We start from the raw sequence: 20,633 nt of genomic DNA, 5'->3' as shown, positions 1-20,633 counted from the left end.
GGGAAAACCCAACGATCTGTCAAGTCTTCCTATGCCGGTTCGCCCAACACCGTCACCGCCGGATCTTCCAGGAACATCGCCCGGGTGCCGGTCTGGCGCGCCTTACCTGTCATCCGGAGCTGTTGGCCCACAGCGAGGTCGACGCCGCGACCGTTGTTGAACAGCACGTTGAGCTCCCCGCTGTCGTCGCCGAGCACCACGATTCGCAGCGGCTCGCCGTCGCGCACCTTGTCCTCGACGCGCAGCACCTCACCTTCGACGGTGGCCTGCAGGCCGCTGACCAGATTGCCCAGGGCGATCACCTGCGGTGTGGTGGCGGGCCGCTGGCCTTCGGGCTTGCCCTCCACCCGCGACTGCACTTTCTCCAGTTCCCGGGTGATCCGTTCCTCGAAGCGGTCCGGGAAGGTCTGGCGGATCTTGGAACGGACGTCATAGGGCACGATGGTGGCCACCGCGAACGGCATCCGGCTCACGGCGCGGGCGATTCGGTCGGCGGTGCGGTCATGCAGGAAGAACCCGATCAGTGGCGCGTAACTGCGCCGGGGCAACAGCAGGGTCACCATGGTGCCGGGCTGTTGGTTGGCCTCGGCGACCACCAGTTCCTGTGCAGCTCTGATCAACCGACGGTCAGGGCATTCGATGATCCGCAGGGGTGTCTGCAGGCCGTAATGCACCCACTTCGTGAGCAGCAGCTCGGTGTGGGCCTCGTCGATGTTGAAGTGCACGGCGGTGAACTCGTCGGCCTCCAACCCGCGCCCGTAGCGCAGCGCCTCCAGCGAGGCCAGATCGAGCGAGGCCACCAGCACCAGCACCCGCAGCCGTTGGTAGTCCTCCAGCGGCCCGCCGCCCCGGATCGACTCCAGAATGGCTGCCTCGGCGCGGTATTCGCGGTTGAGCCGCATCAGCAGGAAAACCAGGATGGGGAAGATCACCACCACCAGCCAGGCGCCCTCGGTGAACTTGGCGATGGCAAAAATCAGCACCACGATGGTGGACACCACGCCGGCGGTCAGGCAGATGGCGAACTTGTGGCGCCACCCGTCGCCGTGTTCGCGGTGATGGTGCTTGGCCATCCCGAAGCCGGCCATGGCGAAGCCGGTGAACACGCCGATGGCGTAGAACGGCACCAGCGCGCTCACCGACCCGCCAGTGCCGATCAACAGCGCCACCGACAGCACGGTCAGCAGGATGATGCCGTTCGAAAACACCAGCCGGTGACCACGTTTGGCCAATTGGCGTGGCAGGAACCGGTCTTCGGAGACAAAGTTAGCCAGCGCCGGGAAGCCGTTGAAACTGGTGTTGGCGCCGGTGAACAGGATCAGTGCGGTGGCGATCTGCACCAGCGCGTAGAGGACGTGGCCCACCATGCTGGATCCGAAGACAGCGCGGGCGATCTCCGACAGCACAGACGGATACCCGGCGGTGTACGGGGTGGCGTAGGTGGCACACGCGAGGAATGCCACACCGGCCAGCAGGAAGAACAGGACCGACGCCATCACCACGATGACCTTGCGGGCGTTACGGCCCGCCGGTTCGTGGAAGGCGCCGACGGTGTTGGAGATGGCTTCCACCCCGGTCAACGAGGCACCGCCGTTGGCGAAGGCACGCAGCAGCACCAACACCGTCGCACCCAGGATGAGGCCGTCGCCGTGTTCCACCGGCACCGCGCCGACGATGGTCGTGGGGTCGTATTTCGGCAGGCCCCAGATCAGATGCCGCACCACGCCGGTGACGATCATCGTCGTCATCATCACGATGAAGAAGTAGGTGGGCACGGCGAAGGGCCGGCCGGCTTCCTTGAGCCCCCGCAGGTTCACAAAGCACATCGCCAGCACGATGCCGACGGTGATCTCCAGGCTGTACGGACCCAGGATGCGGATCGCGGAAACCACGGCGACGGTGCCTGCCGCTGCCTGCACCGCGACGGTGACGACGTAATCGATCATCAGCGCGGCGGCGGCCACCTGGGCCACCCGGGGGCCGAAGTTGTCGCGCGCCACCACATACGAGCCGCCCGCTTTGGTGTACGTCATGACCACCTGGCAGTAGGCGGCGGCCACCAAAACCAGGATGCACAGGATCGCTGCGGTGATGGGCAGCAGCAACGCGAACGAGGCCAGCGCCGCGTACGGCAGCAGCTCCACCAGCACCACCTCGGTGCCGTATGCGCTCGAGGAGATGGCGTCCGGCGAAAGCACGCCGAGGGCAACCCGATTGGAGAGCTTCTCGTCCTTGAGTTGATCGGTGACCAGCGGCTTGCCCAGGAACAGGCGCTTGAGGCTGTACCCGATGGACGGGGGCAGCGGCGGCGGCACGTAGTTGGGCAAGGCCGTGTTGGCCGCTCCCGGGGAAGCCTCGTTCACCGCCACATTCTGACCTGTCGGATGCTTTGCTGCGGGTGTTTGTGACCCGACCGGGAAGAGGCGAGGCGCCGACGCTGTTGCACACCGCGTGAAGTGGGGATTCCACGAAGGTGAACTCGCCGCGCAACGCGCGGCGGGAGTGTCGCTGCAGGCGCAGCGACTCGAGGGGATGCTGGCCCCGGCCGACCTGTCCGGCGGCGCGCAGAAGTTCCTGAGCCTGCGTAGCTATGCGGTCCTGACCGGCCGCGACCACGACGGGGTGCTCTGGGCATCGCCGTTGGCGGCGCCGCCCGGATTCCTCGACGCCCGAGGTGATGTGCTGCAGATCGCCACCACGCCGCGGACCAGCGACCCGCTGCACGGCCTGCCCGCCGATCAGCCCGTGGGCCTCATCGTCATCGACTTCGCCACCCGGCGCCGGATCCGCGTCAACGGGACTCTCACCGATGCCGGGGAGGATCGATTGGTGGTCCGGGTGGATCAGGCCTACGGCAACTGCCCGCAGCACATCCACCCCCACGACCTGGCGGCCGCGGTGGCGGCGGGGCGCAGCGGCGGCGCCCCGCATCGCGCGGGGGCGCTGACACCTCAGGCGCAGGCACTCGTGGCGGCCTCGGATACGTTCTTCCTCGGCACCACCCATCCCAGCCGGGGCAGCGACGCCTCGCACCGCGGCGGCCCGCCGGCCTTCGTGCAGGTGTCCTCACCCACCCGGCTGTGGTGGCCGGATTACCCGGGCAACAACATGTTCAACAGCTTCGGCAATCTGCAGGTGGACGACGAAGCGGCCCTGCTGTTTACCGATTACCCCACCGGCGCCACGGTGCAGATGTCAGGTACCGCGCAGGTGGTGTGGTCACCCCAGCGTCGCGTCGAGTTCACGGTGCGCCAGGTGGTCGACGGCCTCTCAGCGCACCAGCCGGCGTAGCAGCGCCGAGGCCACGGCGATGCCCGCCACCGCGGCGGCCACCAGCACGCCCAGGTCCAGAGCCATGTTCGACGGGGTGCCGATCAACAGCCCCCGCAGCGCATTGACCTCGTAGCTCAACGGATTCACCGCACTGAGCCACCGCAGCCACTGCGGCATGATGTCCACCGGGTACAGCGCGTTGGACGCGAAGAACAACGGCATGGTGATGGCCTGGCCGATGCCCATCAGCCGGTCGCGGTTGCGGACCAGGCCCGCCAGCGACATCGACAGGCACGAGAAGAACACCGCGCCCAACACCACCACAGCCATGGCGGCCAGGATGCGCAGGGGGTTGGCGGTCAGGGCCACCCCCAGCAGATACGCGATCACCAGCACCCCCACCACCTGCGCCACCGACCGCACGCCCGCGGCGAACGACTTCCCGGCCACCAGCGCCGATGCCGGGGCCGGGGTCACCATCAGTTTGGCCAACACGCCCGCATCACGATCCCAGACGATCTGGATGCCGTAGAAGATCGAGATGAACAACGCCGACTGCGCGATGATGCCGGGTGCCAGGAAGGCCAGGTAGGACACCGATCCGGTGTCGATGACGTCCAGGTGGCTGAAGGTCTGCCCGAAGATCAACAGCCACAACGCCGGCTGCACCATCCGGGTGATCAGCTCGGTGCGGTCGTGTCGCAGTTTCTGCAGCTCCACCAGAGCGAAAGTGCCCATCCGCATGGTGATTCCACGCAAGCGCCGCCAGCCGCGCGGCGCCCGGACCAGATCAGTTGCCACGGCGGGCCGTCCTGCGACTGGACCGGATCTCTTTGAGACCCTGCTGCGGGGTGTCTTCCAGCGTGGATCCGGCGTAATGCCGGAACACGTCCTCCAGTGTCGCACCCGGGCCCACGGTGTCTTTCAGTTCACCGGGAGTGCCGACGGTCTGCAGCGTGCCATGGTGCAACAGCGCGACCCGGTCGCACAGCACATCGGCCTCCTCCATGTAGTGCGTGGTCAGCAGGACGGTCATGCCGAACTCGTCCTGCATCCGCTGCACCTGTGACCACACTCCGTCGCGCGCAATAGGATCCAGCCCTACGGTGGGCTCGTCCAGGATGAGCAGCGACGGTCTGTTCACCAGCGCCTGGGAGAGTTCGAGCCGGCGCACCATGCCGCCGGAGTAGGTGCCGGCCAGGTTGTCGGCGACGTCGAGCAGGTTCATCGCCGCAAGGGCGTCGTCCACCCGGGCCTTGCGGTGGCGCCGCGGTACATCGTAGAGCCGGGCGAACCACTCCACGTTCTGCCGCCCGGTGAGTGCCGACTCGATCGAAAGTTGTTGCGGTACATAGCCGATGTTGTAGCGGATGTCCATGGTGTCCCGGCGGGCGTCGAATCCGAAGATCAACACCTCGCCGTGCTGAACCGGTGTCAGGGTGGTCAGCACCCGCACCGCGGTGGTCTTGCCGGCACCGTTGGGCCCCAGCAGGCCCAGGGTTTCGCCGGCCTCGACGGTCAGTGTCAGGTCGTCCAGCGCAGTGAACGACCCGTAGCGGTGGCTCAGATGTCGGCAGTCGATGGCGGGGGTCATGGCGCGCGCTTGGCAAGCAGGTGGGTCATCTTGGTCAATACCTCCATACCGGCTGTCAGGGTGGCGATCTCACGATCATCGAGTTGGTCGATCACCTCGGCCATGGCGGCTCGGCGAGCCGCGCGCGACACGTCGGCCAGGCGCTGGGCCGGCTCGGTCAGGTGGAGCCGGCCCACCCGGCGGTCGGCCCGATCGGGCGTGCGCACCAGCAACTCGTCGGCAACCAGCCGCGAGACCAGGGTGGACGCGGTGTTGGCGGCCAGGCCCAGCTCCGCGGCGGCCGCACTGACCGAGATGCCGGGACGGCGGCCGACCAGGCGCAGTAGTTCGGCCTGCGACTCGGTGAGGCCGGCGGCGAACGAGCGGCCCGCCGAGCGGCGCACCTGCCGTCGGAAGCGGCCGACGGTGCTGAACAGCACCCCGGTCAGCTCGGCCCTGGCATCCATCCCACCAAGATACCTCTGTCGCAGAGCTATCGTGGTGGCAGTCGGTGCACGATGACGTCGGTGAGCACACCGTCCGCGACCGCGGCCGTCATGTAGGTGCAGAACGGCTGGCGGCGCCGGTCGGTGGGCGAGCCCGGGTTGAGCAGCCGGAGACCACCAGGTGCGCGGGTGTCCCAGGGGATGTGACTGTGCCCGAAGATCAGCACGTCGGTGTCGGGATACTCCCGCGCCATCCGCGCGTCTCGCCCCGGCGCCCCGCCGGTTTCATGCACCACGGTGAAGCGCAGGCCGTCGAGCGTGACGTCGTGGCGCTCCGGCAGTCGTGCCCGCAGTTCCGGGCCGTCATTGTTGCCCCAGCAGCCGACCAGCCGCGCAGAGCGAGCCTCGAGCTCGTCGAGGAGCTCCACGTTCACCCAGTCGCCGGCATGGAACACCACGTCGGCGTCGTCGACCGCCGCCCAGACCTCGGCGGGCAGATCCTTCGCACGTTTGGGCAGGTGGGTGTCGGCGATCAGCAGCAGCTGCAGCGGAGGCATTCAGTCATTCTGAGCGCGGGCCTCCGCGCCGGACTCCTCGGTGTCCAGGGCGTCGTCGTTGGCCGTCCGACCCACATACGAGCCGTCGTCGTCAGATCCGCCTGCACGGGAGGCTGCGACGTGCTCGTCGTTGTCGACATCGGCTTCAGAGTCGTTCTTCGGGTTGGTCATGCCGGGGCGGGTACCCGTTTACCGCTCCCGCAGACGCTGGTTGACTACCTCGCATGACCGCCGATGCGACCACACCCCTGTCCGGCGTGCGGGTCATCGAGATCTCCAGCTTCGTGGCGGTCCCGCTGGCCGGGATGACGCTGGCGCAACTGGGTTGCGAGGTGATCCGGGTGGACCCGGTGGGCGGGGCCGCGGACTACCGGCGCTGGCCGCTGGCCGAGGGTGGCGACAGCATCTACTGGGCGGGGCTGAACAAGGGCAAACAGTCGGTGGCTGTCGACTTCCGCTCCACCGCCGGCCAGGATCTGATCCGCCGCCTCATCTGTGATGCCGGAGTATTCATCACCAACGTGGTTGGCCGGCAATGGCATTCGTATGACACCCTGCGTCAGCATCGCCCCGATGTGATCCAGCTCGAGGTGTCGGGCCGCCACGATGGCTCCACAGGTGTGGACTACACCGTCAACGCCGGCGTCGGCTTCCCGATGGTGACCGGACCGCAGACCGAGGACGGGCCGGTCAACCACGTGCTGCCGGCCTGGGACGTTGCCTGCGGTCTCTATGCAGCGCTGGGCATCACGACGGCTCTGCGCCACCGTGACGCCACCGGGACGGGCGGACATCTGCGGTTGCCGCTGGAAGACGTCGCACTGGCCACCGCGGGCAACCTCAGCTTCTTGACCGAGCCCATGATCAACGGCAGCCAACGACCGCGCCTCGGCAACGCCATCTACGGCCAGTTCGGGCAGGACTTCACCTCCGCCGACGGGGTGTCGTTCATGCTGGTGGCATTGACCCCGCGGCACTTCCGAGACCTGGCCGCACTGACCGGAACCACCGGGGCCGTTGCCGCGCTGGCAGACGCACTCGGAGTGGACTTCGACGATGAGGGCAGCCGCTACCGACACCGTGCCGCGCTCACCGGCTTGTTCGCCGTGTGGTTCGGCGACCACACGGCCGACGAGGTGGCCGCGAGCCTGGCGTCGACATCGATCCTCTGGGAGCGCTACCGGACATTCGCCGAGGCGGCCGCCGATGAACGGGTGACGGCCAACCCCCTGTTCAGTCCGCTGGATCAACCCCGGATCGGCCGGTACCTGGCGCCGGGGTTGCCGGTGACGGTCAACGGTGCGCGGTCGTCGGCGTCGCCGGCACCGGCACTGGGCGACGACACCGCGGCGGTGCTGACCCGACTGGGGCTGACGCCAGCCGAACTCGAGGACCTGCGCCGGGCCGGGGTGCTGCGGTGAGTGCACTGCTCGATCTGATGAATCTGGTTGATGTGGACCAGGATTCTTTCCGGGCCACCGGACACGGCCCGGCGGGCAAACGGGCCTTCGGCGGACAGTTCCTGGGGCAGTCGATGGCCGCGGCGGGCCGCACCATCCCCGCCGGGCTGTGGCCCACCAGCCTGCACCTGCAGTTCCTGCGCGGCGGCGACTCCGGTGCGGCGGTGGAATATGCGGTGGAGCGGCTCTATGACGGGCGCACCGCCATGACCCGCCGGGTGCTGGCCCGCCAGGATGGCCGGCTCATCACCGCGGCCACGGTGTCGTTCGCCGCGCCGCTGCCCGGGCCGTCCCACGGCGAGCGCGGTGGGCTGCCCGAGGACCCGGCCACGCTGGAGCGCACCGGCCCGGCCGGACCCGCGCCGGGGTTGCCGCTCGACGAGCTCGACATTAGGATCACCGACAGTGGGGTGGGTACGGACTTCGCGCGCCGGATGTACTGGCGGGCAACGGTTCCAGTGGCCGACGACGCACTGCCGCACACCTGCCTGGCTCTGTTCGTCACTGACGTCTACCTGATCGACCCGGTGCTGCGGGTACACGGTCATGCGATGAGCGACCGCAGCCACCGCAGCGGCACCACTGACGCCTCGATCTGGTTCCATCGCCCGGTGCATGCGGATGCGTGGAATCTGCTGGAATCACGCTCACCGGCGGCCGCCCGCGGTCGCGGTGTGGTGACCGCGCAACTGCTCTCCGCCGACGGTGCGGTGTACGCAACGGCGGTCCATGAAGGGATGGCCGTGGTGCGGGAGTAGGTTCTCCTGCATCACCACACGAGAGGAACTCATCGATGCGGACCTTCGACTCTGTTGACGCCCTCGTCGCCGCCAAGGGCGAGGAACTGGGCTCCAGTGAATGGGTGACCATCAGCCAGGACGAGGTGAACCTGTTCGCCGACGCCACGGGCGATCACCAGTGGATCCACGTCGACCAGGAGAAGGCGGCCGCGGGCCCCTTCGGCACCACCATCGCCCACGGGTTCATGACCCTGGCGCTGCTGCCGCGCCTGATGCACCAGATCTTCACCGTCGGCGGGGTGAAGATGGGGATCAACTACGGGCTGAACAAGGTCCGGTTCCCGTCGCCGGTGCCCGTCGGCTCCAAGGTGCGTGCCACCAGCACGCTCACCGACACCCAGGACATCGGAGCGGGCACCGTGCAGATCACGGTGACCACCGTCATCGAGATCTCCGGTGGCGCCAAGCCGGCCTGCGTCGCCGAGAGCATCCTGCGCTACATCAGCTGACCCCACCCGCCGAGCGTCCGTGTTCGCACGCCGACACGCCGCATTTTCTGTACAAGAACGCACGCTCGCCGCAGGATTGGGGTGTGAGCGACGGGCCCATCACTGCCGACGAGGTCCGTGTGATCCGGTTCTCGCGGCCGCCGGTGGGCAAACGCGGCTACCGCGAAGGTGACGTCGACGCGCTGGTGCAGCGCATCCTCGATCGGTTGGACGGCACCGGCACGCTGACCTCGCAGCAGGTACGCGAGGCGCGGTTCAACAAACCCGACCTCTTCAAGCGCGGGTACGCCGAGGACGAGGTCGACGAGTTCCTGGACCGGGTGGCAACGACGTTGGAGCGGATGGACCGACGCTGACTGCCCGTTGAGCGTGCGCATTGCGACAGTTTTCACGGCGTGTTGCCGTACAAACACGGGCGCTCGGCGGGTCTCTCAGTAGGCGTCGAGGCCGAGTTTGACGGCCAGGACGAGCCCGCCGAAGCCGATGAGCCAGCGGATCGGGGTGGCCGGGGCGTGCCGCACCACCACCGGGCCCAGTCGCGAGCCCAGTATGCAGCCGATGGCCAGCGGGATCAGCGCCGGCCAGTGCACCGGCGCGACGAACAGGAAGATGACCGCGGCCACCCCGTTGGACGCGCCGAGCAGGACATTCTTCGACGCGTTGGCATGCGCCAGTGTCGCGTTGCCTGCGCGCAGCAGCAGCGCCAGCAGCAAGACACCGGCGGCGGCCCCGAAGTACCCGCCGTACACGGCGATGGCCAGGATGGCGGCGCCCTCCAGCAGGACCATCGATCGCCGCCGCGGTGCCGTCCCGGCATCGGGCCGTTCGCGGCGGGGCCACACGATCGCGATGGACGAGAAGAAGATGAGGACCGGCACCAGCTTCTCGAAACCCTCAGCCGGAGTGGACAACAACAGCACCGCGCCCAGTGCGCCACCGAGACCGGCGAGCGGCAGGATGCGCAGCAGGAAGGGTCCCTGCCCGCGCAGTTCGGGGCGTGACCCGATGATGGAGCCCACGGCGTTGCCCACCAGGGCGACGGTGTTGGTGACGTTGGCGGCCACCGGCGGCAGGCCGACGGCCAGCAGCGCGGGGTAGGTGGCGACGGAGGCGAGTCCGGCGATACTGCCGGCCAGCCCGCCGGCGATCCCGGCGACGACCAGCAGCGCGATCTCGGTCCAACTCACGGCAGCATCAGAAAATCCATAGCTAGGGTATGTATGGACAAAGTGTGGCACACCGGTTCAGGTGTGCGACGCCCGGCCCCGCCTGGTGTCCCGCTCGCCGGACAACCGTCGGGTCTCGTCGGAAACCTCCGCGGTGAGGATCGCTGCCACCACGTCGATCAGGTGGCTGGTGAACAGCCGGTCGTCGGTGTGCGGACCGGATTCGGCGCGCCGGGACAGTTGCACCACGGTGTAGAGCAGCGCGTCCAGCCGCGGGTGCAGCTTGGCGGCGTCCGGGTCCAGCAGCGGCGCCACGGTGCTGCGCCACCGCTTGAGGCTGGCGAACCTGCCGTCGGCCGCCTCCAGTGCGGGCGTCGGCCGGTTCAGCAGGTCGGCGTACACCCGCAGGAATTCCGGGCCGCCCGCAGTGTCGGCCAGTTTGGCGCCCAGTGGCCGCACCAGAGCGGCGGCCAGGGCGCGCACGGTGGGATCCCCGTCGGCCGCGTCCAGCAGTGCGTGCCGGCGTTCGTCGACCGCCGGCAGGTGTTTGTCGAGGATGGCGCGCACCACCCCGTCGCGATCGGTGAAGTGGTACTGCACCGCGATGACGTTCTTGGCTCCCGCACTACGGGCGATCTCGCGCAGGCTCACGCCGTCGACACCCCGCTGCGCGAACAGTGATTCGGCGGCGCGCAGCAGGTTGGCCCGGGTGTCGGCGGCGGGCACCTAGAGTTCGGCCGCTTCGCGTTCGAGGAGGGTGGCCAGGTGGGCCTGCGCCGACTCCCGGCGGGTGGGCAGGTGTGCCGACGGGAACAGCGTGTCCACCGGCGTGTACTCCTTGAGGGTGCGGCGTGCCAGCGTCAGCTTGTGTACTTCGGTTGGGCCGTCGGCGATTCCGAGCGACTGAGCGGCCACCATCATCTTGACGAACGGCATCTCGCTCGATACGCCGAGCGCGCCGTGTAGTTGCATGGCCCGCTGCACCACGTCGTGCAGCACCTGGGGCATGGCCACCTTGACCGCGGCGATGTCGCGGCGCACCAGGGAGTAGTCGTGGTGCTTGTCGATCAGCCACGCGGTGCGCAGCACCAGCAGGCGGAACTGCTCGATCTGTATCCAGCTGTCGGCGATCTTCTCCTGCGTCATCTGGAAATCGCCGAGCGGGCCCTGGCGGGTCTGCCGGGACACCGCCCGCTCGCACATCATGTCGAAAGCCTTGCGGGCCAGGGCGATGGTGCGCATGGCGTGGTGGATGCGGCCGCCGCCGAGGCGGGTCTGCGCGATGGCGAAGGCCTGCCCTTCGCCGCCGAGCACGTGATCCAGGGGTACCCGCACGTCGTGGTAGCGGATGTACGCGTGCGAACCGTGCTCACTCGACTCGCCGCCCACACCGACGTTGCGGATGATCTCGACGCCCGGCGTCTCGGCCGGCACGATGAACAACGACATCTTGTCCCGGGTGCGGGCGCCCGCGTCGGTGACGGCCATGACGATGAAGAACGAGGCGTGCCGGGCGTTGGAGGAGAACCACTTCTCGCCGTTGATCAGCCAGGAGTCGCCGTCGCGCTCGGCGCGGGTGACAAACAGTCCCGGGTCGGAGCCGCCTTGCGGTTCGGTCATCGAATAGCAGGAGCTGATCTCGCCGTCGAGCAGCGGCTGCAGGTAGCGCTGCTTCTGCTCCTCGGTGCCGAACAAGGCCAGGATCTCGGCGTTACCGGAATCAGGTGCCTGGCAACCGAATACCGAGGGGGCCCAGCGGGAGCGGCCCAGGATCTCGTTGAGCAGCGCCAACTTGACCTGGCCGTAGCCCTGACCGCCGAGCTCGGGTGTCAGGTGCGCCGCCCAGAGGCCCTGGTCCTTGACGCGCTGTTGCAACGGGCGCAGTACAGCCATGACCTCGGGGTTGAGCTTGTCCGAGGGGTCCAGGGCGGCCAGGTCCAGCGGCTCGACCTCGGCGCTCATGAACTCGTCGACCCAATCCAGTTTGGCCTGGTACTCCGGGTCGGTCTCGAAATCCCACATCGTCGTCACCCCGTCCTCATCATTGAAGCAGGGCCATCATGACCTGATGCAGTTGCATCAAGCAAGGGCTGTGCACTTTCGTGTCTGCAACACGTCGGGTAAACCTGTCTCATGAAGACTCACCTGAATTGCCCGTGCGGCGAGGCGATCGTCGGCACCGACGAGGACGACCTGGTGGAGAAGACCCAGAAGCACCTCGCCGAGAACCATCCCGGGCATGACTACTCGCGCGACGAGATCCTCTTCATCGCCTACTGATCAGGCGAGTCGACAAGCCGGGGAGTAGGGGCCCGGCTGCGAGGTATCAGGCGGGTCGACGAGGCGGTGAGGGACGAGCCGGGGAGTCGGGGCCCGGCTGCGAGGTATCAGGCGGGTCGACGAGGCGGTGAGGGACGAGCCGGGGAGTCGGGGCCCGGCTGCGAGGTATCAGGCGGGTCGACGAGGCGGTGAGGGACGAGCCGGGGAGTCGGGGCCCGGCTGCGAGGTATCAGGCGTAGCGACGCTGCAGCCGGTCGAGGGTGGCCTCGATGCCCTTGGCATTGGCGGCGACGAAGCCCAGCCGCCGGTAGTAGTCGGTGCGGTCCTTGACCGGTCCGGTGTTGCGGTAATCGAATGTCTCGGTCACGCGAGTGCGTGTCGGCGAGATCTCCTGGAACTCCCACCGCCAGTGGTGGCCGAACGGGTGCCGCCACTCGACGAGCTCGTTCGGCTTGAGTGCGGTGATGACGCTGGTGATGCGGTACGGAATGCCGAACATCTTCATCCGGGTCGAAAATCGCGATCCCAGAGCCACTTCCGCGGGTGCGCGGACGTTGGTGCGCACGGTTCCCGAGCCGTCCACTTCGTGGTGGCGGCGCGGATCGGCAACCAGGGCGAACAGTTCGGCAGCCGGAGCGTCGATGTCGACACTGCGGCTGACCTGGCGGGCATCCATGGCACTCCTCAGCAGCGGGTGACGGCCACCGACCGGCGGTCGGTGGACGCCATGAAATCACGCAGGATCTGCGTCACCTCCCAGGGTGCCTCCACATGTGGGAAATGTCCCACCCCCGGCAGCACTTCGAGTCGGCTGCCCGGCAGCGCCTCGTGCGCGGCCCGGCCGTGCGCGACGGGAATGATGCGGTCGTCGTCGCCCCAGATGAGCAGCGTCGGCACCTGCGCGGTGAGATGCAACCGGTTCAGCGCGCTGACTGCCTGGCCGCGGTGGTCGACCACCGAGCGGAGCGTGCGCAGGAAGGCGCTGCGGGTCTCGCGGTCCGACAGCGACGAGTAGGCGCTCCAGAGCTCGCTGCCACGGGGGGAGTGGATGCCGGCCGACGAGAGGAAGGACCGGATGGAGTTGCCGACGCTGAGCACCGGTGGCGGCGCCACGGCGGGCAGCACGAACTCGGCGCCGGGGGCACTGAGCAGCCGCAGCATCCAGTTCAGGTCCGGGCCGAGGCCGCCGCTGCCGATCAGGATCAGCCGCTCGCAGCGGTCGCGGTGCTGGTAGCCGAACTGCATGGCGACGCCGCCACCCAGCGATTGGCCGACCACGGTGGCGCGCATGACGCCCAGCTCGTCGAGCAGGTCGCGCAGCCACACCGCAAAGGCGCCGAGTGAGTAGTCGCCGCGGGGCTTGGCGGATTCGCCGTGGCCGAGCAGGTCGGGGGCGATCACGCGGTAGTGCTCGGACAGCTGGGGGATCACCGAGCGCCAGGTCGCGGAGCTGCCTGCCATGCCGTGGATCAGCAGCAGGGTTTCCGGGCTCCCGGTATCGGGGCCGACGTCGCGGTAGGCCACGCGGTCGCCGTGGAGTTCGAGGTGATGCAGTTGGTCCATGAGGACCTCCTTGGGTAGGGCACGTAAGGCCGACGATAGCCGCAGTGACCGGACCGAAGGTTACTCGCCGGTAACTACGAGGGGTGTTGTTGCTCTCCCGTCACCACGCCCGCCGACGTGGATCACATTCCGCTCTCCGGGGTGTGTCGGTGGCCCGTCGCGTTTACCCAGGCCACGTGGGGGTACGTGTGTTGCCAGGTACGGGGCCGACGAAGGGAACACGACAGACATGACGTTCATGGGAAAGACCGTCCTGGGGGGCGCGTTGGTGTCCGCAGCGACTGTGGCGATGCTGAGCGCTCCCGTCGCAGCAGCCGAGCCCTGCCGGGCCGATGCCGCCACCGCCACCATCAGCCAGGTCTCCGGCGCTGCCAGCCAGTACCTGGCCGGCCACCCGGGTGCCAACGACGCGCTGTCCAACGCCTTGACCCAGCCGCGTGACCAGGCCACCACCACAGTGCGCAACTACTTCATGGCGAATCCGGGCGAGTACTTCGACCTGCGCAACATCACCGCTCCGCTGCAGACCCTGCGCAGCCAGTGCGGGGCGTCGTTCGCCGGGTCGGATCTGATCGCGGCCTTCGACGAATTCCAGATGGGCTAGCTCTGTTCCAGTAGGGGTGTCAGCCGGTAGTTCACCAGCTGGCGCATGACCAACGAGGTGTTGGTCTGCTCCACGCCGTCGATGTCCAGGATGCGGCCGGCGATCCGATACAGATCGTCGGCGTCCCGGGCTACCACCTGGACCTGGAGATCAACCGCCCCGCTGATGCCGAGCACCTCCAGCACCTCGGGAACGGCCGTCAACGCGTCGGCCACAGCTTGCAACTTGCGCTGTGTCACCGTCGTCAAGATGAATGCTGTCATCGGGTAGCCCAGTGCCGCAGGCGAAATGCGGCGTTCGAATGCCCGCAGCGTCCCGCCGGTCTCCAGGCGGGTCAATCTGGCCTGCACCGTGTTGCGGGACAGGCCGGTGCGCTCGGCCAGGGTGATGGCCGGCGCACGCGGATCGTCATTGAGTGCCAGCAGGATGCGCCTGTCTATGCTGTCGACGGGTGTCGGTGCGGTCAAAGTGCCCGCTCCCTTCTCCTGGTTCACGCGGTTGGTGTGCAGATTGCACAGCATAGCCGGGTAGCGTTGCGCATTTCCGCGCCGAGGCCAGACAATCGTTGCACCGATGCACAGGAGGTGCGCGATGAATGCTCTGACCGAGATCGAGCAGCGGGTGCTGTGGCTCTCGACGGCGATGGTCCACCACGCCAACCACGTCCGGCCCAACACCTCGGGCCTGAAAGTGGGTGGGCACCAGGCGTCCTCGGCGTCGATGGCCACCATTATGACCTCGCTGTGGTTCGAACACCTGCGCTCCGGTGACCGGGTGTCGGTCAAGCCCCACGCCTCACCCGTGCTGCACGCCATCAACTACCTGATCGGCGAACTCGACGAGTCCTACCTGACCACACTGCGCCAGCTGGGCGGCCTGCAGAGCTACCCCAGCCGCACCAAAGACCCCGACCCCGTTGACTATTCGACAGGCTCGGTCGGAATCGGCGCCACCGCACCCATCTGGGGCGCGATGGCCCGGCGCTTCGTCAACACCCGATTCGGTCCGGACGCAGGCGAGGGCAGGCAGTACTCACTGGTGGGGGATGCCGAACTCGACGAAGGCGCGGTCTGGGAGGCGATTCTCGATCCCGGGGTGGCCGACTTCGGCGAGATCGTCTGGATCGTGGACATGAACCGCCAGTCGCTGGACCGCGTGGTGCCCCGGATCGCGGCCGACCGGCTGGAGCGGATGTTCGACGCGGCCGGCTGGCAGGTGCTCACCGCCAAGTTCGGGCGCCTGCTCGAAGAGCTGTTCACTCGGCCGGGGGGAGAGCACCTGCGCACCCGCATCGTGGAGATGCCCAACCCCGAGTACCAACGGTTGTTGCGCTGCGATGCAGCCGAATTGCGCCGGCGGCTGCCCGACGGCCCGGAGGTGGCCGAGCTGATCGCCGATCTGGACGACACCACGCTGCTGGCCGCCATCCGCAACCTGGGCGGCCATGACATGGACCTGCTCGGTGAGACCTTCGCCCGCATCGACGACACCCGGCCCACCGTGATCCTGGCTTACACCATCAAGGGGTACAGCCTGCCGACCCAGGGGCATCCGCAGAACCACTCGTCGTTGCTCACCCCTGCGCAGTACGAGGACCTCGCCGCCCAACTGGGCATGGACCCGCAGCGACCCTGGCAGCGCTTCGCGGCGGAGACCGACGCCGGCAAGCTGTGCGCCGAGACGCGAGACCGGCTGACCCGCAGCACCATCACCGCGTCCCCGCCCCCGGCCGTACCGACCGACATCGGCCGCACCCCCACCGGGACGTCCACCACCCAGGCGGCGCTGGGCCGGGCGCTGCTGGATCTCACCCGGGAGGCGCCCGACGCCGCGGCGCGGGTGGTGACCGTCAGCCCCGACGTCAGCTCCACCACCAACCTGGCGGGCTGGCTGAACAAGGTCGGGGTGTGGTCACCGACGGAGCGGCGCGACTGGTTCGACGACGACGCCGAGACCATCATGCACTGGCGGGAACGGCCCACCGGGCAGCACATGGAACTCGGGATCGCCGAGACCAATCTGGTGGGTCTGATCGGGGAACTGGGCGCGACCTGGAGTCGCTGGGGCCAACCGCTTTTTCCCATCGGGGTGCTCTACGACCCGTTTGTGGAGCGTGCCCTGGAGCCCTGGTCTTACGGCATCTACGCCGGCGGCCAGTCGATCCTGGTCGGCACGCCGTCGGGGGTGACCCTGGCCGCCGAAGGCGGTGCGCACCAGTCCATCAAGACGCCGTCGATCGGGCTGGAGCAGCCCGGGTGTGTCAGTTACGAGCCGGCCTTCGCCATCGACGTCGAGTGGATCCTGTTGTCCTGCATCGCCCGGCTCGGCCGCACCGATGGCAGCTCGTCGTATCTGCGGTTGTCCACCCGCCCGGTGAACCAGACGCTGGCCGACGTGCCCGCTGATCCGGCTGCCCGGGAACGGCGTCGCCGTCAGGTGGTGGCGGGTGCCTACCTGCTGCGCCGGGCCGCCGAACCCGCGGTGACGCTGGTGGGCATGGGCGCACTGATGACCGAGACCCTGGTTGCCGCAGAGCGTCTGGAGCAGCAGGGAGTGGCCGCCGACGTGGTGTGCGTGACCAGTCCCGGCAAGCTGTTCGAGGCCGTGCAGGCCCGCCGGGGACTGGGGGAGGGATCGACCTGGATCCTGGACCAGGCTTTTGCCGCCGACCGGGCGGCACCCATGGTCACGGTGCTCGACGGGCACCCGCACACGCTGTCGTTCCTGGCCGGGATCAACAACGTGCCCGCGATGGCGCTGGGTGTCAGCCGTTTCGGGCAGGTGGGCTCGCTCGAAGACGTGTACCGCCATCACGGCATCGACGCCGACAGCATCGTGCGGGCAGCCCTGGACGTAACCCGTTGACACTGCGTCCACCGCGAGCCGCACTCGCACTTCTTCACGGTGGACGCAGTGTCAACGCAGGGGGTCAGGGGGTGACGGCCTCCGGTGATTCCGGCAGCACCTGCCCGCCGTCGACGGTGATCGACTGGCCGGTGATGTAGCCGGCCTCATCGGTGGCCAGGAACGCTGCGGCGTAGCCGATGTCCTGCGGGGTACCCAGCGCCCCGGCCGGGATGGAGCGGGCCATGGTCGCCAGGTAGTCCTCGCCGAGGTCGGCCAGACCCTCGGTGTAGATGTTGCCCGGCAGCACGGCGTTGACGGTGATCTTGTGCGGGGCCAGCTCTATGGCCGCGGTGCGCATGAAGCCCAACTGCGCCGCCTTGGATGCGCCGTAGTGCGACCAGCCGGGAAAGCCGGTGATGGGCCCCGTGATCGACGAGGTGAGGATCACCCGGCCGCGGCCCGAGACGGTCAGGGCGTCCAGGCAGGCCTGCACACTGAATACGGTGCCCTTGACGTTGACATCGAAGACGTCATCGAACTGCTCGGGGGTCATGGTCTGCAGCGGAGCATCGGGGAACACCCCGGCGTTGGCGCACAGCACGTCGATGCCGCCGAAGGCCTCGACCACCGCGGCGGCCATGGCCGCACACGAATCCGGTTGCCGCACATCGGCGGTCACACCGATGACGGTACCGGGGCCCAGCGTGCCCAACTCCGCGACGCACGCGTCCAGACCGGCGGTGCCGCGTGCCGCGATCGCCACGTTGGCGCCGGCCTCGGCGAACACCGAGGCGATGCCCTTGCCGATGCCCTTGCTGCCGCCGGTGACCAGAACTGACTTCCCTGACAGTGAAAACATGGCCCCAGTCTGCGGTACCGGCCCGATTTCGGCACGGCGTCGTGATAGACCACAGGGGTGGGCACCGGGGTGCGGGTCGAGGTCGACGACGCCGGCGTCGCCGTGCTCACCCTCGACGGTGCGGATCGCTTGAACGCGTTCTCGACCGAAACCGGGCAGGCACTGTCGGCGGCCTACGCTCGCTGCGACCACGACGAAACGATCAAGGCCGTGGTGCTGACCGGCGCGGGGCGGGCCTTCTGCGCCGGCGCCGATCTCTCGGCGGGCTCCGGTGCCTTCGCCGCTCCGGGCGCCGGTTTCAGCGCCTCGCCGGTGCAGCCGCCGGCCTTTCGGATGCGCAAGCTGGTGATCGCCGCGGTGAACGGGCACGCCATCGGCATCGGGCTCACGCTGGCGCTGCAGTGTGATGTCCGGCTGGTCTGTGCCGACGCCCAGCTGGCCGTGCCGCAGGTGCGCCGCGGCACCATCGGCGATGCCGCGGTGCACTTCACGCTCACGCGGTCGGTGGGGCTGGCGGTGGCCGCCGAAGTGCTGCTGACGGGGCGCACGTTCAGCGGTGCCGAGGCCGCCCAGCGCGGCATCGCCACGCGCGCGCTGCCGGCTGCCGAGGTGCTACCCGCGGCGGTGGCGATGGCCCGGGAGGTGGCGTTGCTGGCCAATCCGGCATCGGTGGCGCTGAGCAAGCGGTTGTTGTGGGCGGACCTGACTGCGGACGAAGTGGCTGCCGAGGAGACCGCCGCCCACGTGATCCTGATGAACGGCCCTGACGCCGCCGAAGGTGCCGCCGCCTGGCGGGAGAACCGGGCACCGCGGTGGCGGCCGACGGCCGGCGACGGGAGAACTACAGGGTGAACGGCGGCTCGCCGGCGCCGACGACCGTGTAGCCACCCCAGGGAGTGGTCTCGGTGAGGCGGGCGGGCACCTCGCGTCCGTCCACGGCCAGCGTGACCGCGCGTCCGCCCTTGCGCAGCTCGGCGGGCAGCTCACCGGAAACAGTGCCGCGCCAGTGGTACCGCCCGTCGATGGCGGCAAGATGCCCTGACAGCCGGGCCCGCACGACGATGCCGTTCACGGTGGCCGGCCCGTCGTAGATGTCCTCGCCGGCGGGAACGTCGCCGGTGAGGTGGAACCGCTGGGCCAACGGCAGCGGTGGCCAGCGGGTGGCGAGCACCCGGGACTTCGCTTCGATCCGGGTGGCGCCGGAGCGCTCGAACAGGTCCAGACACCGCTGCACCAACCGGGACTGGCGTTCCACGTCCGGACCCGGGATGCGGAAATGGTTCGGCATCCCGTGCACTGCAACGGTGGCGTCGCGGGACCGTCGGGCGTCGATGACCACTCGGGCTGTTTCGGTGCGGCCGTCGGCGGTGAGCACCGTCCACGTTTGGCTGCCCTCGTCGAAGGAAGCCTGGTCGGCGTCGTTCCACAGGACCACGGCGCTCACAGGAAGCCGGCCCGCCGCCACATCCGCCGACCCACCCGGCCGTTGAGGTGCACCTCGTCGAAGAACGCGTTCAACGAGGCGAACGACGTCACGCACATGGCCCGGAAATGCGGATTCCGCCGCGCCACGGTGCGCATCTGCCGGCCGTCGAGCCCGCTGCGGTGGTACTGGACCGGCAGCGTGAACAGCATGCGGTAGAACGGGCCGCCGAGCCCGTGCACGTTGGCCAGCAACACCTTCCGGTATCGCGGCATGCTCGGGACCGACTTGCGCAGACCGTCGCGTGCGAACTGGATGTGCCGGGCTTCCTCGGTGACGTGGATACGCATGAGGCGTTGCACGATGGGCTGCAGATCGGGATCTTCCATGATCTGACGCTGCAGGGCGTCGAAGATCTCCTCGCCCACCAGTGCCGCCGCCCAGAGCACGCTGCCGCGAAAGGTCAGCGGCAGCGTGTTGATGATGATTCGCTGGAACAGCTTGGGCCGCACCGGAATCCCGCCGACCCGGGCGATCGTCTTGCCGAACATCACCATGTGCCGGGTCTCGTCGCCCAACTCGGTGAGCGCGTAGTGCGTGGCGCTGGCAGTGGGGTTCTTGTGCATCAGGTCGCGCAGTAGGGCCTGATTGAGGATGTTCTCGAACCAGATCCCCGCCGACAGGATGTTCACCAATTCCTGGCGGGACAGTTCGATCTGCTGGGCGCGAGTCAGGGCGTCCCACTCGGGGGTGCCGTACAGCGTGACGACCTGGGGCGGCAGGAAGAACTTGTCCGGGTCCAGGGGAGCGTCCCAGTCGATGTCCACCGCCGGCTCGTAGGACTTCTTCACCGAGCCTTTCAAGAGGCGGTCGGCGAAATCCTCGCGGCTCGGGGACGTGGGCCCCGGGGTAGTCGGCGCAACCATGAACCCACGGTAGGGACCAGGGCGGCGCTTAGTCAATACCTGCGGTACCGGATACTTCCAGTCCCGTCGGTTTTGCGATGTACGGAATGGGGCAGACTCGTGCGCGTGGGTGATTACGACGACGACGGCGGGCCCGAGCAGACGCTGAGCCCCAGCGAGTCCCTGGACTCCGATGAGGTGCGCAACAACGACGGCGACACCGTGGCCGATCCTCCTGAGGAGTGGATCGAGGTCAAGGAGGAGGAGTCACTCGACGAGCGCCTCGCCGAGGAAGTGCCTGACGTACTGACCGGGGCTGACGAACAGGCCCGACCCGCGCGGCGCACCGGTGGCCAGATCGACGGCACCCCGGAGGACGGCGAGTCCTTCTACGACATCGTGGACGAGGACGACCCCACCGCCTGACC

At 68.4% G+C, this 20,633-nt stretch carries 25 protein-coding genes; 10 read left to right on the top strand and 15 right to left on the bottom strand.

Translation table 11 applies throughout. The annotated features are described in order from the left end of the window. Positions 1 to 29 precede the first annotated feature (29 nt). The gene (locus tag G6N58_RS06135) at positions 30 to 2,363 is read right to left on the bottom strand and encodes an APC family permease (RefSeq protein ID WP_435406159.1); all 2,334 of its coding nucleotides are present in this window, start codon (positions 2,361 to 2,363) and stop codon (positions 30 to 32) included. A gap of 88 nt (positions 2,364 to 2,451) precedes the next feature. Here G6N58_RS06135 and G6N58_RS06130 point away from each other — a divergent pair, with 88 nt between their 5' ends. Beyond that, positions 2,452 to 3,291, top strand: coding sequence for a pyridoxamine 5'-phosphate oxidase family protein (locus G6N58_RS06130; RefSeq protein ID WP_232067749.1), 840 nt, complete (start codon positions 2,452 to 2,454; stop codon positions 3,289 to 3,291). Here G6N58_RS06130 and G6N58_RS06125 read toward each other — a convergent pair. The 5 genes from G6N58_RS06125 to G6N58_RS30445 are packed head-to-tail and all read right to left on the bottom strand — an operon-like array spanning position 3,271 to position 6,020. Next, on the bottom strand, positions 3,271 to 4,017 hold the full coding sequence (locus G6N58_RS06125; RefSeq protein ID WP_163908604.1) for an ABC transporter permease: 747 nt from the start codon (positions 4,015 to 4,017) through the stop codon (positions 3,271 to 3,273). The genes G6N58_RS06130 and G6N58_RS06125 overlap by 21 nt on opposite strands. A gap of 46 nt (positions 4,018 to 4,063) precedes the next feature. Beyond that, positions 4,064 to 4,867 (bottom strand): ATP-binding cassette domain-containing protein, encoded by an 804-nt coding sequence (locus tag G6N58_RS06120; protein WP_115279352.1) that lies wholly within the window; start codon positions 4,865 to 4,867, stop codon positions 4,064 to 4,066. Beyond that, a complete protein-coding gene (locus G6N58_RS06115) occupies positions 4,864 to 5,313 on the bottom strand; it encodes a MarR family winged helix-turn-helix transcriptional regulator (protein WP_115279353.1) in 450 nt (149 codons plus the stop codon). Before G6N58_RS06115 ends, G6N58_RS06120 begins: the two co-directional genes overlap by 4 nt. A gap of 26 nt (positions 5,314 to 5,339) precedes the next feature. Beyond that, entirely contained in the window at positions 5,340 to 5,840 is a 501-nt protein-coding gene (locus G6N58_RS06110) for a metallophosphoesterase family protein (protein ID WP_115281760.1), read from the bottom strand. Between the two features lie 9 nt (positions 5,841 to 5,849). Continuing rightward, positions 5,850 to 6,020 carry a hypothetical protein gene (locus tag G6N58_RS30445; protein ID WP_170314330.1) on the bottom strand — a complete coding sequence of 57 codons (171 nt, stop codon included), beginning with the start codon at positions 6,018 to 6,020 and terminating at the stop codon, positions 5,850 to 5,852. Positions 6,021 to 6,073: 53 nt separating this feature from the next. Here G6N58_RS30445 and G6N58_RS06105 point away from each other — a divergent pair, with 53 nt between their 5' ends. The 4 genes from G6N58_RS06105 (at position 6,074) to G6N58_RS06090 (ending at position 8,914) form a co-directional block, all read left to right on the top strand. Next, positions 6,074 to 7,270 (top strand): CoA transferase, encoded by a 1,197-nt coding sequence (locus G6N58_RS06105; RefSeq protein WP_115279354.1) that lies wholly within the window; start codon positions 6,074 to 6,076, stop codon positions 7,268 to 7,270. Further along, entirely contained in the window at positions 7,267 to 8,067 is an 801-nt protein-coding gene (locus G6N58_RS06100) for an acyl-CoA thioesterase (RefSeq protein WP_172545001.1), read from the top strand. Before G6N58_RS06105 ends, G6N58_RS06100 begins: the two co-directional genes overlap by 4 nt. 35 nt (positions 8,068 to 8,102) lie before the next feature. Next, positions 8,103 to 8,558: a MaoC family dehydratase gene (locus G6N58_RS06095; protein ID WP_115279355.1), complete on the top strand. Its 456-nt coding sequence runs from the start codon at positions 8,103 to 8,105 to the stop codon at positions 8,556 to 8,558. An 83-nt stretch (positions 8,559 to 8,641) separates the two neighbouring features. Continuing rightward, positions 8,642 to 8,914, top strand: a complete 273-nt coding sequence (locus G6N58_RS06090; RefSeq protein ID WP_115279356.1) for a DivIVA domain-containing protein — start codon at positions 8,642 to 8,644, stop codon at positions 8,912 to 8,914. 75 nt (positions 8,915 to 8,989) lie between these two features. Here G6N58_RS06090 and G6N58_RS06085 read toward each other — a convergent pair whose 3' ends face one another. The 3 genes from G6N58_RS06085 to G6N58_RS06075 are packed head-to-tail and all read right to left on the bottom strand — an operon-like array spanning position 8,990 to position 11,746. After that, positions 8,990 to 9,745, bottom strand: a complete 756-nt coding sequence (locus tag G6N58_RS06085; protein WP_068919028.1) for a sulfite exporter TauE/SafE family protein — start codon at positions 9,743 to 9,745, stop codon at positions 8,990 to 8,992. A 57-nt stretch (positions 9,746 to 9,802) separates the two neighbouring features. Then, positions 9,803 to 10,450: a TetR/AcrR family transcriptional regulator gene (locus G6N58_RS06080; RefSeq protein WP_115279357.1), complete on the bottom strand. Its 648-nt coding sequence runs from the start codon at positions 10,448 to 10,450 to the stop codon at positions 9,803 to 9,805. Further along, positions 10,451 to 11,746 (bottom strand): acyl-CoA dehydrogenase family protein, encoded by a 1,296-nt coding sequence (locus tag G6N58_RS06075; protein WP_115279358.1) that lies wholly within the window; start codon positions 11,744 to 11,746, stop codon positions 10,451 to 10,453. Positions 11,747 to 11,857: 111 nt separating this feature from the next. On the opposite strand from G6N58_RS06075, the gene G6N58_RS06070 reads away from it, so the two are divergent. Continuing rightward, positions 11,858 to 12,004 carry a DUF1059 domain-containing protein gene (locus G6N58_RS06070; RefSeq protein WP_068919025.1) on the top strand — a complete coding sequence of 49 codons (147 nt, stop codon included), beginning with the start codon at positions 11,858 to 11,860 and terminating at the stop codon, positions 12,002 to 12,004. 229 nt (positions 12,005 to 12,233) lie between these two features. On the opposite strand, the gene G6N58_RS06065 is transcribed toward G6N58_RS06070, so the two are convergent. Continuing rightward, positions 12,234 to 12,680, bottom strand: coding sequence for an SRPBCC family protein (locus G6N58_RS06065; RefSeq protein ID WP_115279359.1), 447 nt, complete (start codon positions 12,678 to 12,680; stop codon positions 12,234 to 12,236). 8 nt (positions 12,681 to 12,688) lie between these two features. Next, on the bottom strand, positions 12,689 to 13,567 hold the full coding sequence (locus G6N58_RS06060; RefSeq protein ID WP_115279360.1) for an alpha/beta fold hydrolase: 879 nt from the start codon (positions 13,565 to 13,567) through the stop codon (positions 12,689 to 12,691). A gap of 229 nt (positions 13,568 to 13,796) precedes the next feature. Here G6N58_RS06060 and G6N58_RS06055 point away from each other — a divergent pair, with 229 nt between their 5' ends. After that, positions 13,797 to 14,171, top strand: coding sequence for a heme-binding protein (locus tag G6N58_RS06055; protein WP_068919022.1), 375 nt, complete (start codon positions 13,797 to 13,799; stop codon positions 14,169 to 14,171). On the opposite strand, the gene G6N58_RS06050 is transcribed toward G6N58_RS06055, so the two are convergent. Beyond that, the gene (locus tag G6N58_RS06050; RefSeq protein WP_115279361.1) at positions 14,168 to 14,692 is read right to left on the bottom strand and encodes an Lrp/AsnC family transcriptional regulator; all 525 of its coding nucleotides are present in this window, start codon (positions 14,690 to 14,692) and stop codon (positions 14,168 to 14,170) included. The two genes, G6N58_RS06055 and G6N58_RS06050, sit on opposite strands and share 4 nt — an antisense overlap. Before the next feature lie 70 nt (positions 14,693 to 14,762). On the opposite strand from G6N58_RS06050, the gene G6N58_RS06045 reads away from it, so the two are divergent. Continuing rightward, positions 14,763 to 17,036 carry a thiamine pyrophosphate-binding protein gene (locus G6N58_RS06045; RefSeq protein WP_232067748.1) on the top strand — a complete coding sequence of 758 codons (2,274 nt, stop codon included), beginning with the start codon at positions 14,763 to 14,765 and terminating at the stop codon, positions 17,034 to 17,036. 64 nt (positions 17,037 to 17,100) lie between these two features. Here G6N58_RS06045 and fabG read toward each other — a convergent pair whose 3' ends face one another. Next, positions 17,101 to 17,877: a 3-oxoacyl-ACP reductase FabG gene (gene fabG, locus G6N58_RS06040; protein WP_115279363.1), complete on the bottom strand. Its 777-nt coding sequence runs from the start codon at positions 17,875 to 17,877 to the stop codon at positions 17,101 to 17,103. Positions 17,878 to 17,934: 57 nt separating this feature from the next. On the opposite strand from fabG, the gene G6N58_RS06035 reads away from it, so the two are divergent. Then, positions 17,935 to 18,729: an enoyl-CoA hydratase/isomerase family protein gene (locus G6N58_RS06035; RefSeq protein WP_115279364.1), complete on the top strand. Its 795-nt coding sequence runs from the start codon at positions 17,935 to 17,937 to the stop codon at positions 18,727 to 18,729. On the opposite strand, the gene G6N58_RS06030 is transcribed toward G6N58_RS06035, so the two are convergent. Together G6N58_RS06030 and G6N58_RS06025 are read right to left on the bottom strand one after the other, a co-directional pair. Continuing rightward, positions 18,719 to 19,321 (bottom strand): DUF4873 domain-containing protein, encoded by a 603-nt coding sequence (locus G6N58_RS06030; protein ID WP_115279365.1) that lies wholly within the window; start codon positions 19,319 to 19,321, stop codon positions 18,719 to 18,721. The genes G6N58_RS06035 and G6N58_RS06030 overlap by 11 nt on opposite strands. Continuing rightward, complete coding sequence (locus tag G6N58_RS06025) at positions 19,318 to 20,226, bottom strand: AurF N-oxygenase family protein (RefSeq protein ID WP_115279366.1); 909 nt, start codon at positions 20,224 to 20,226, stop codon at positions 19,318 to 19,320. The genes G6N58_RS06030 and G6N58_RS06025 overlap by 4 nt, the downstream gene beginning before the upstream one ends. A gap of 105 nt (positions 20,227 to 20,331) precedes the next feature. Between G6N58_RS06025 and G6N58_RS06020 the strand changes: the two genes are divergently transcribed. Continuing rightward, entirely contained in the window at positions 20,332 to 20,631 is a 300-nt protein-coding gene (locus tag G6N58_RS06020; RefSeq protein ID WP_083231164.1) for a hypothetical protein, read from the top strand. The last annotated feature ends 2 nt before the right edge of the window (positions 20,632 to 20,633 follow it).

Source organism: Mycolicibacterium tokaiense (assembly GCF_010725885.1).
Lineage (GTDB): Bacteria > Actinomycetota > Actinomycetes > Mycobacteriales > Mycobacteriaceae > Mycobacterium > Mycobacterium tokaiense.
This window is presented reverse-complemented; position numbering and strand designations above follow the sequence as displayed.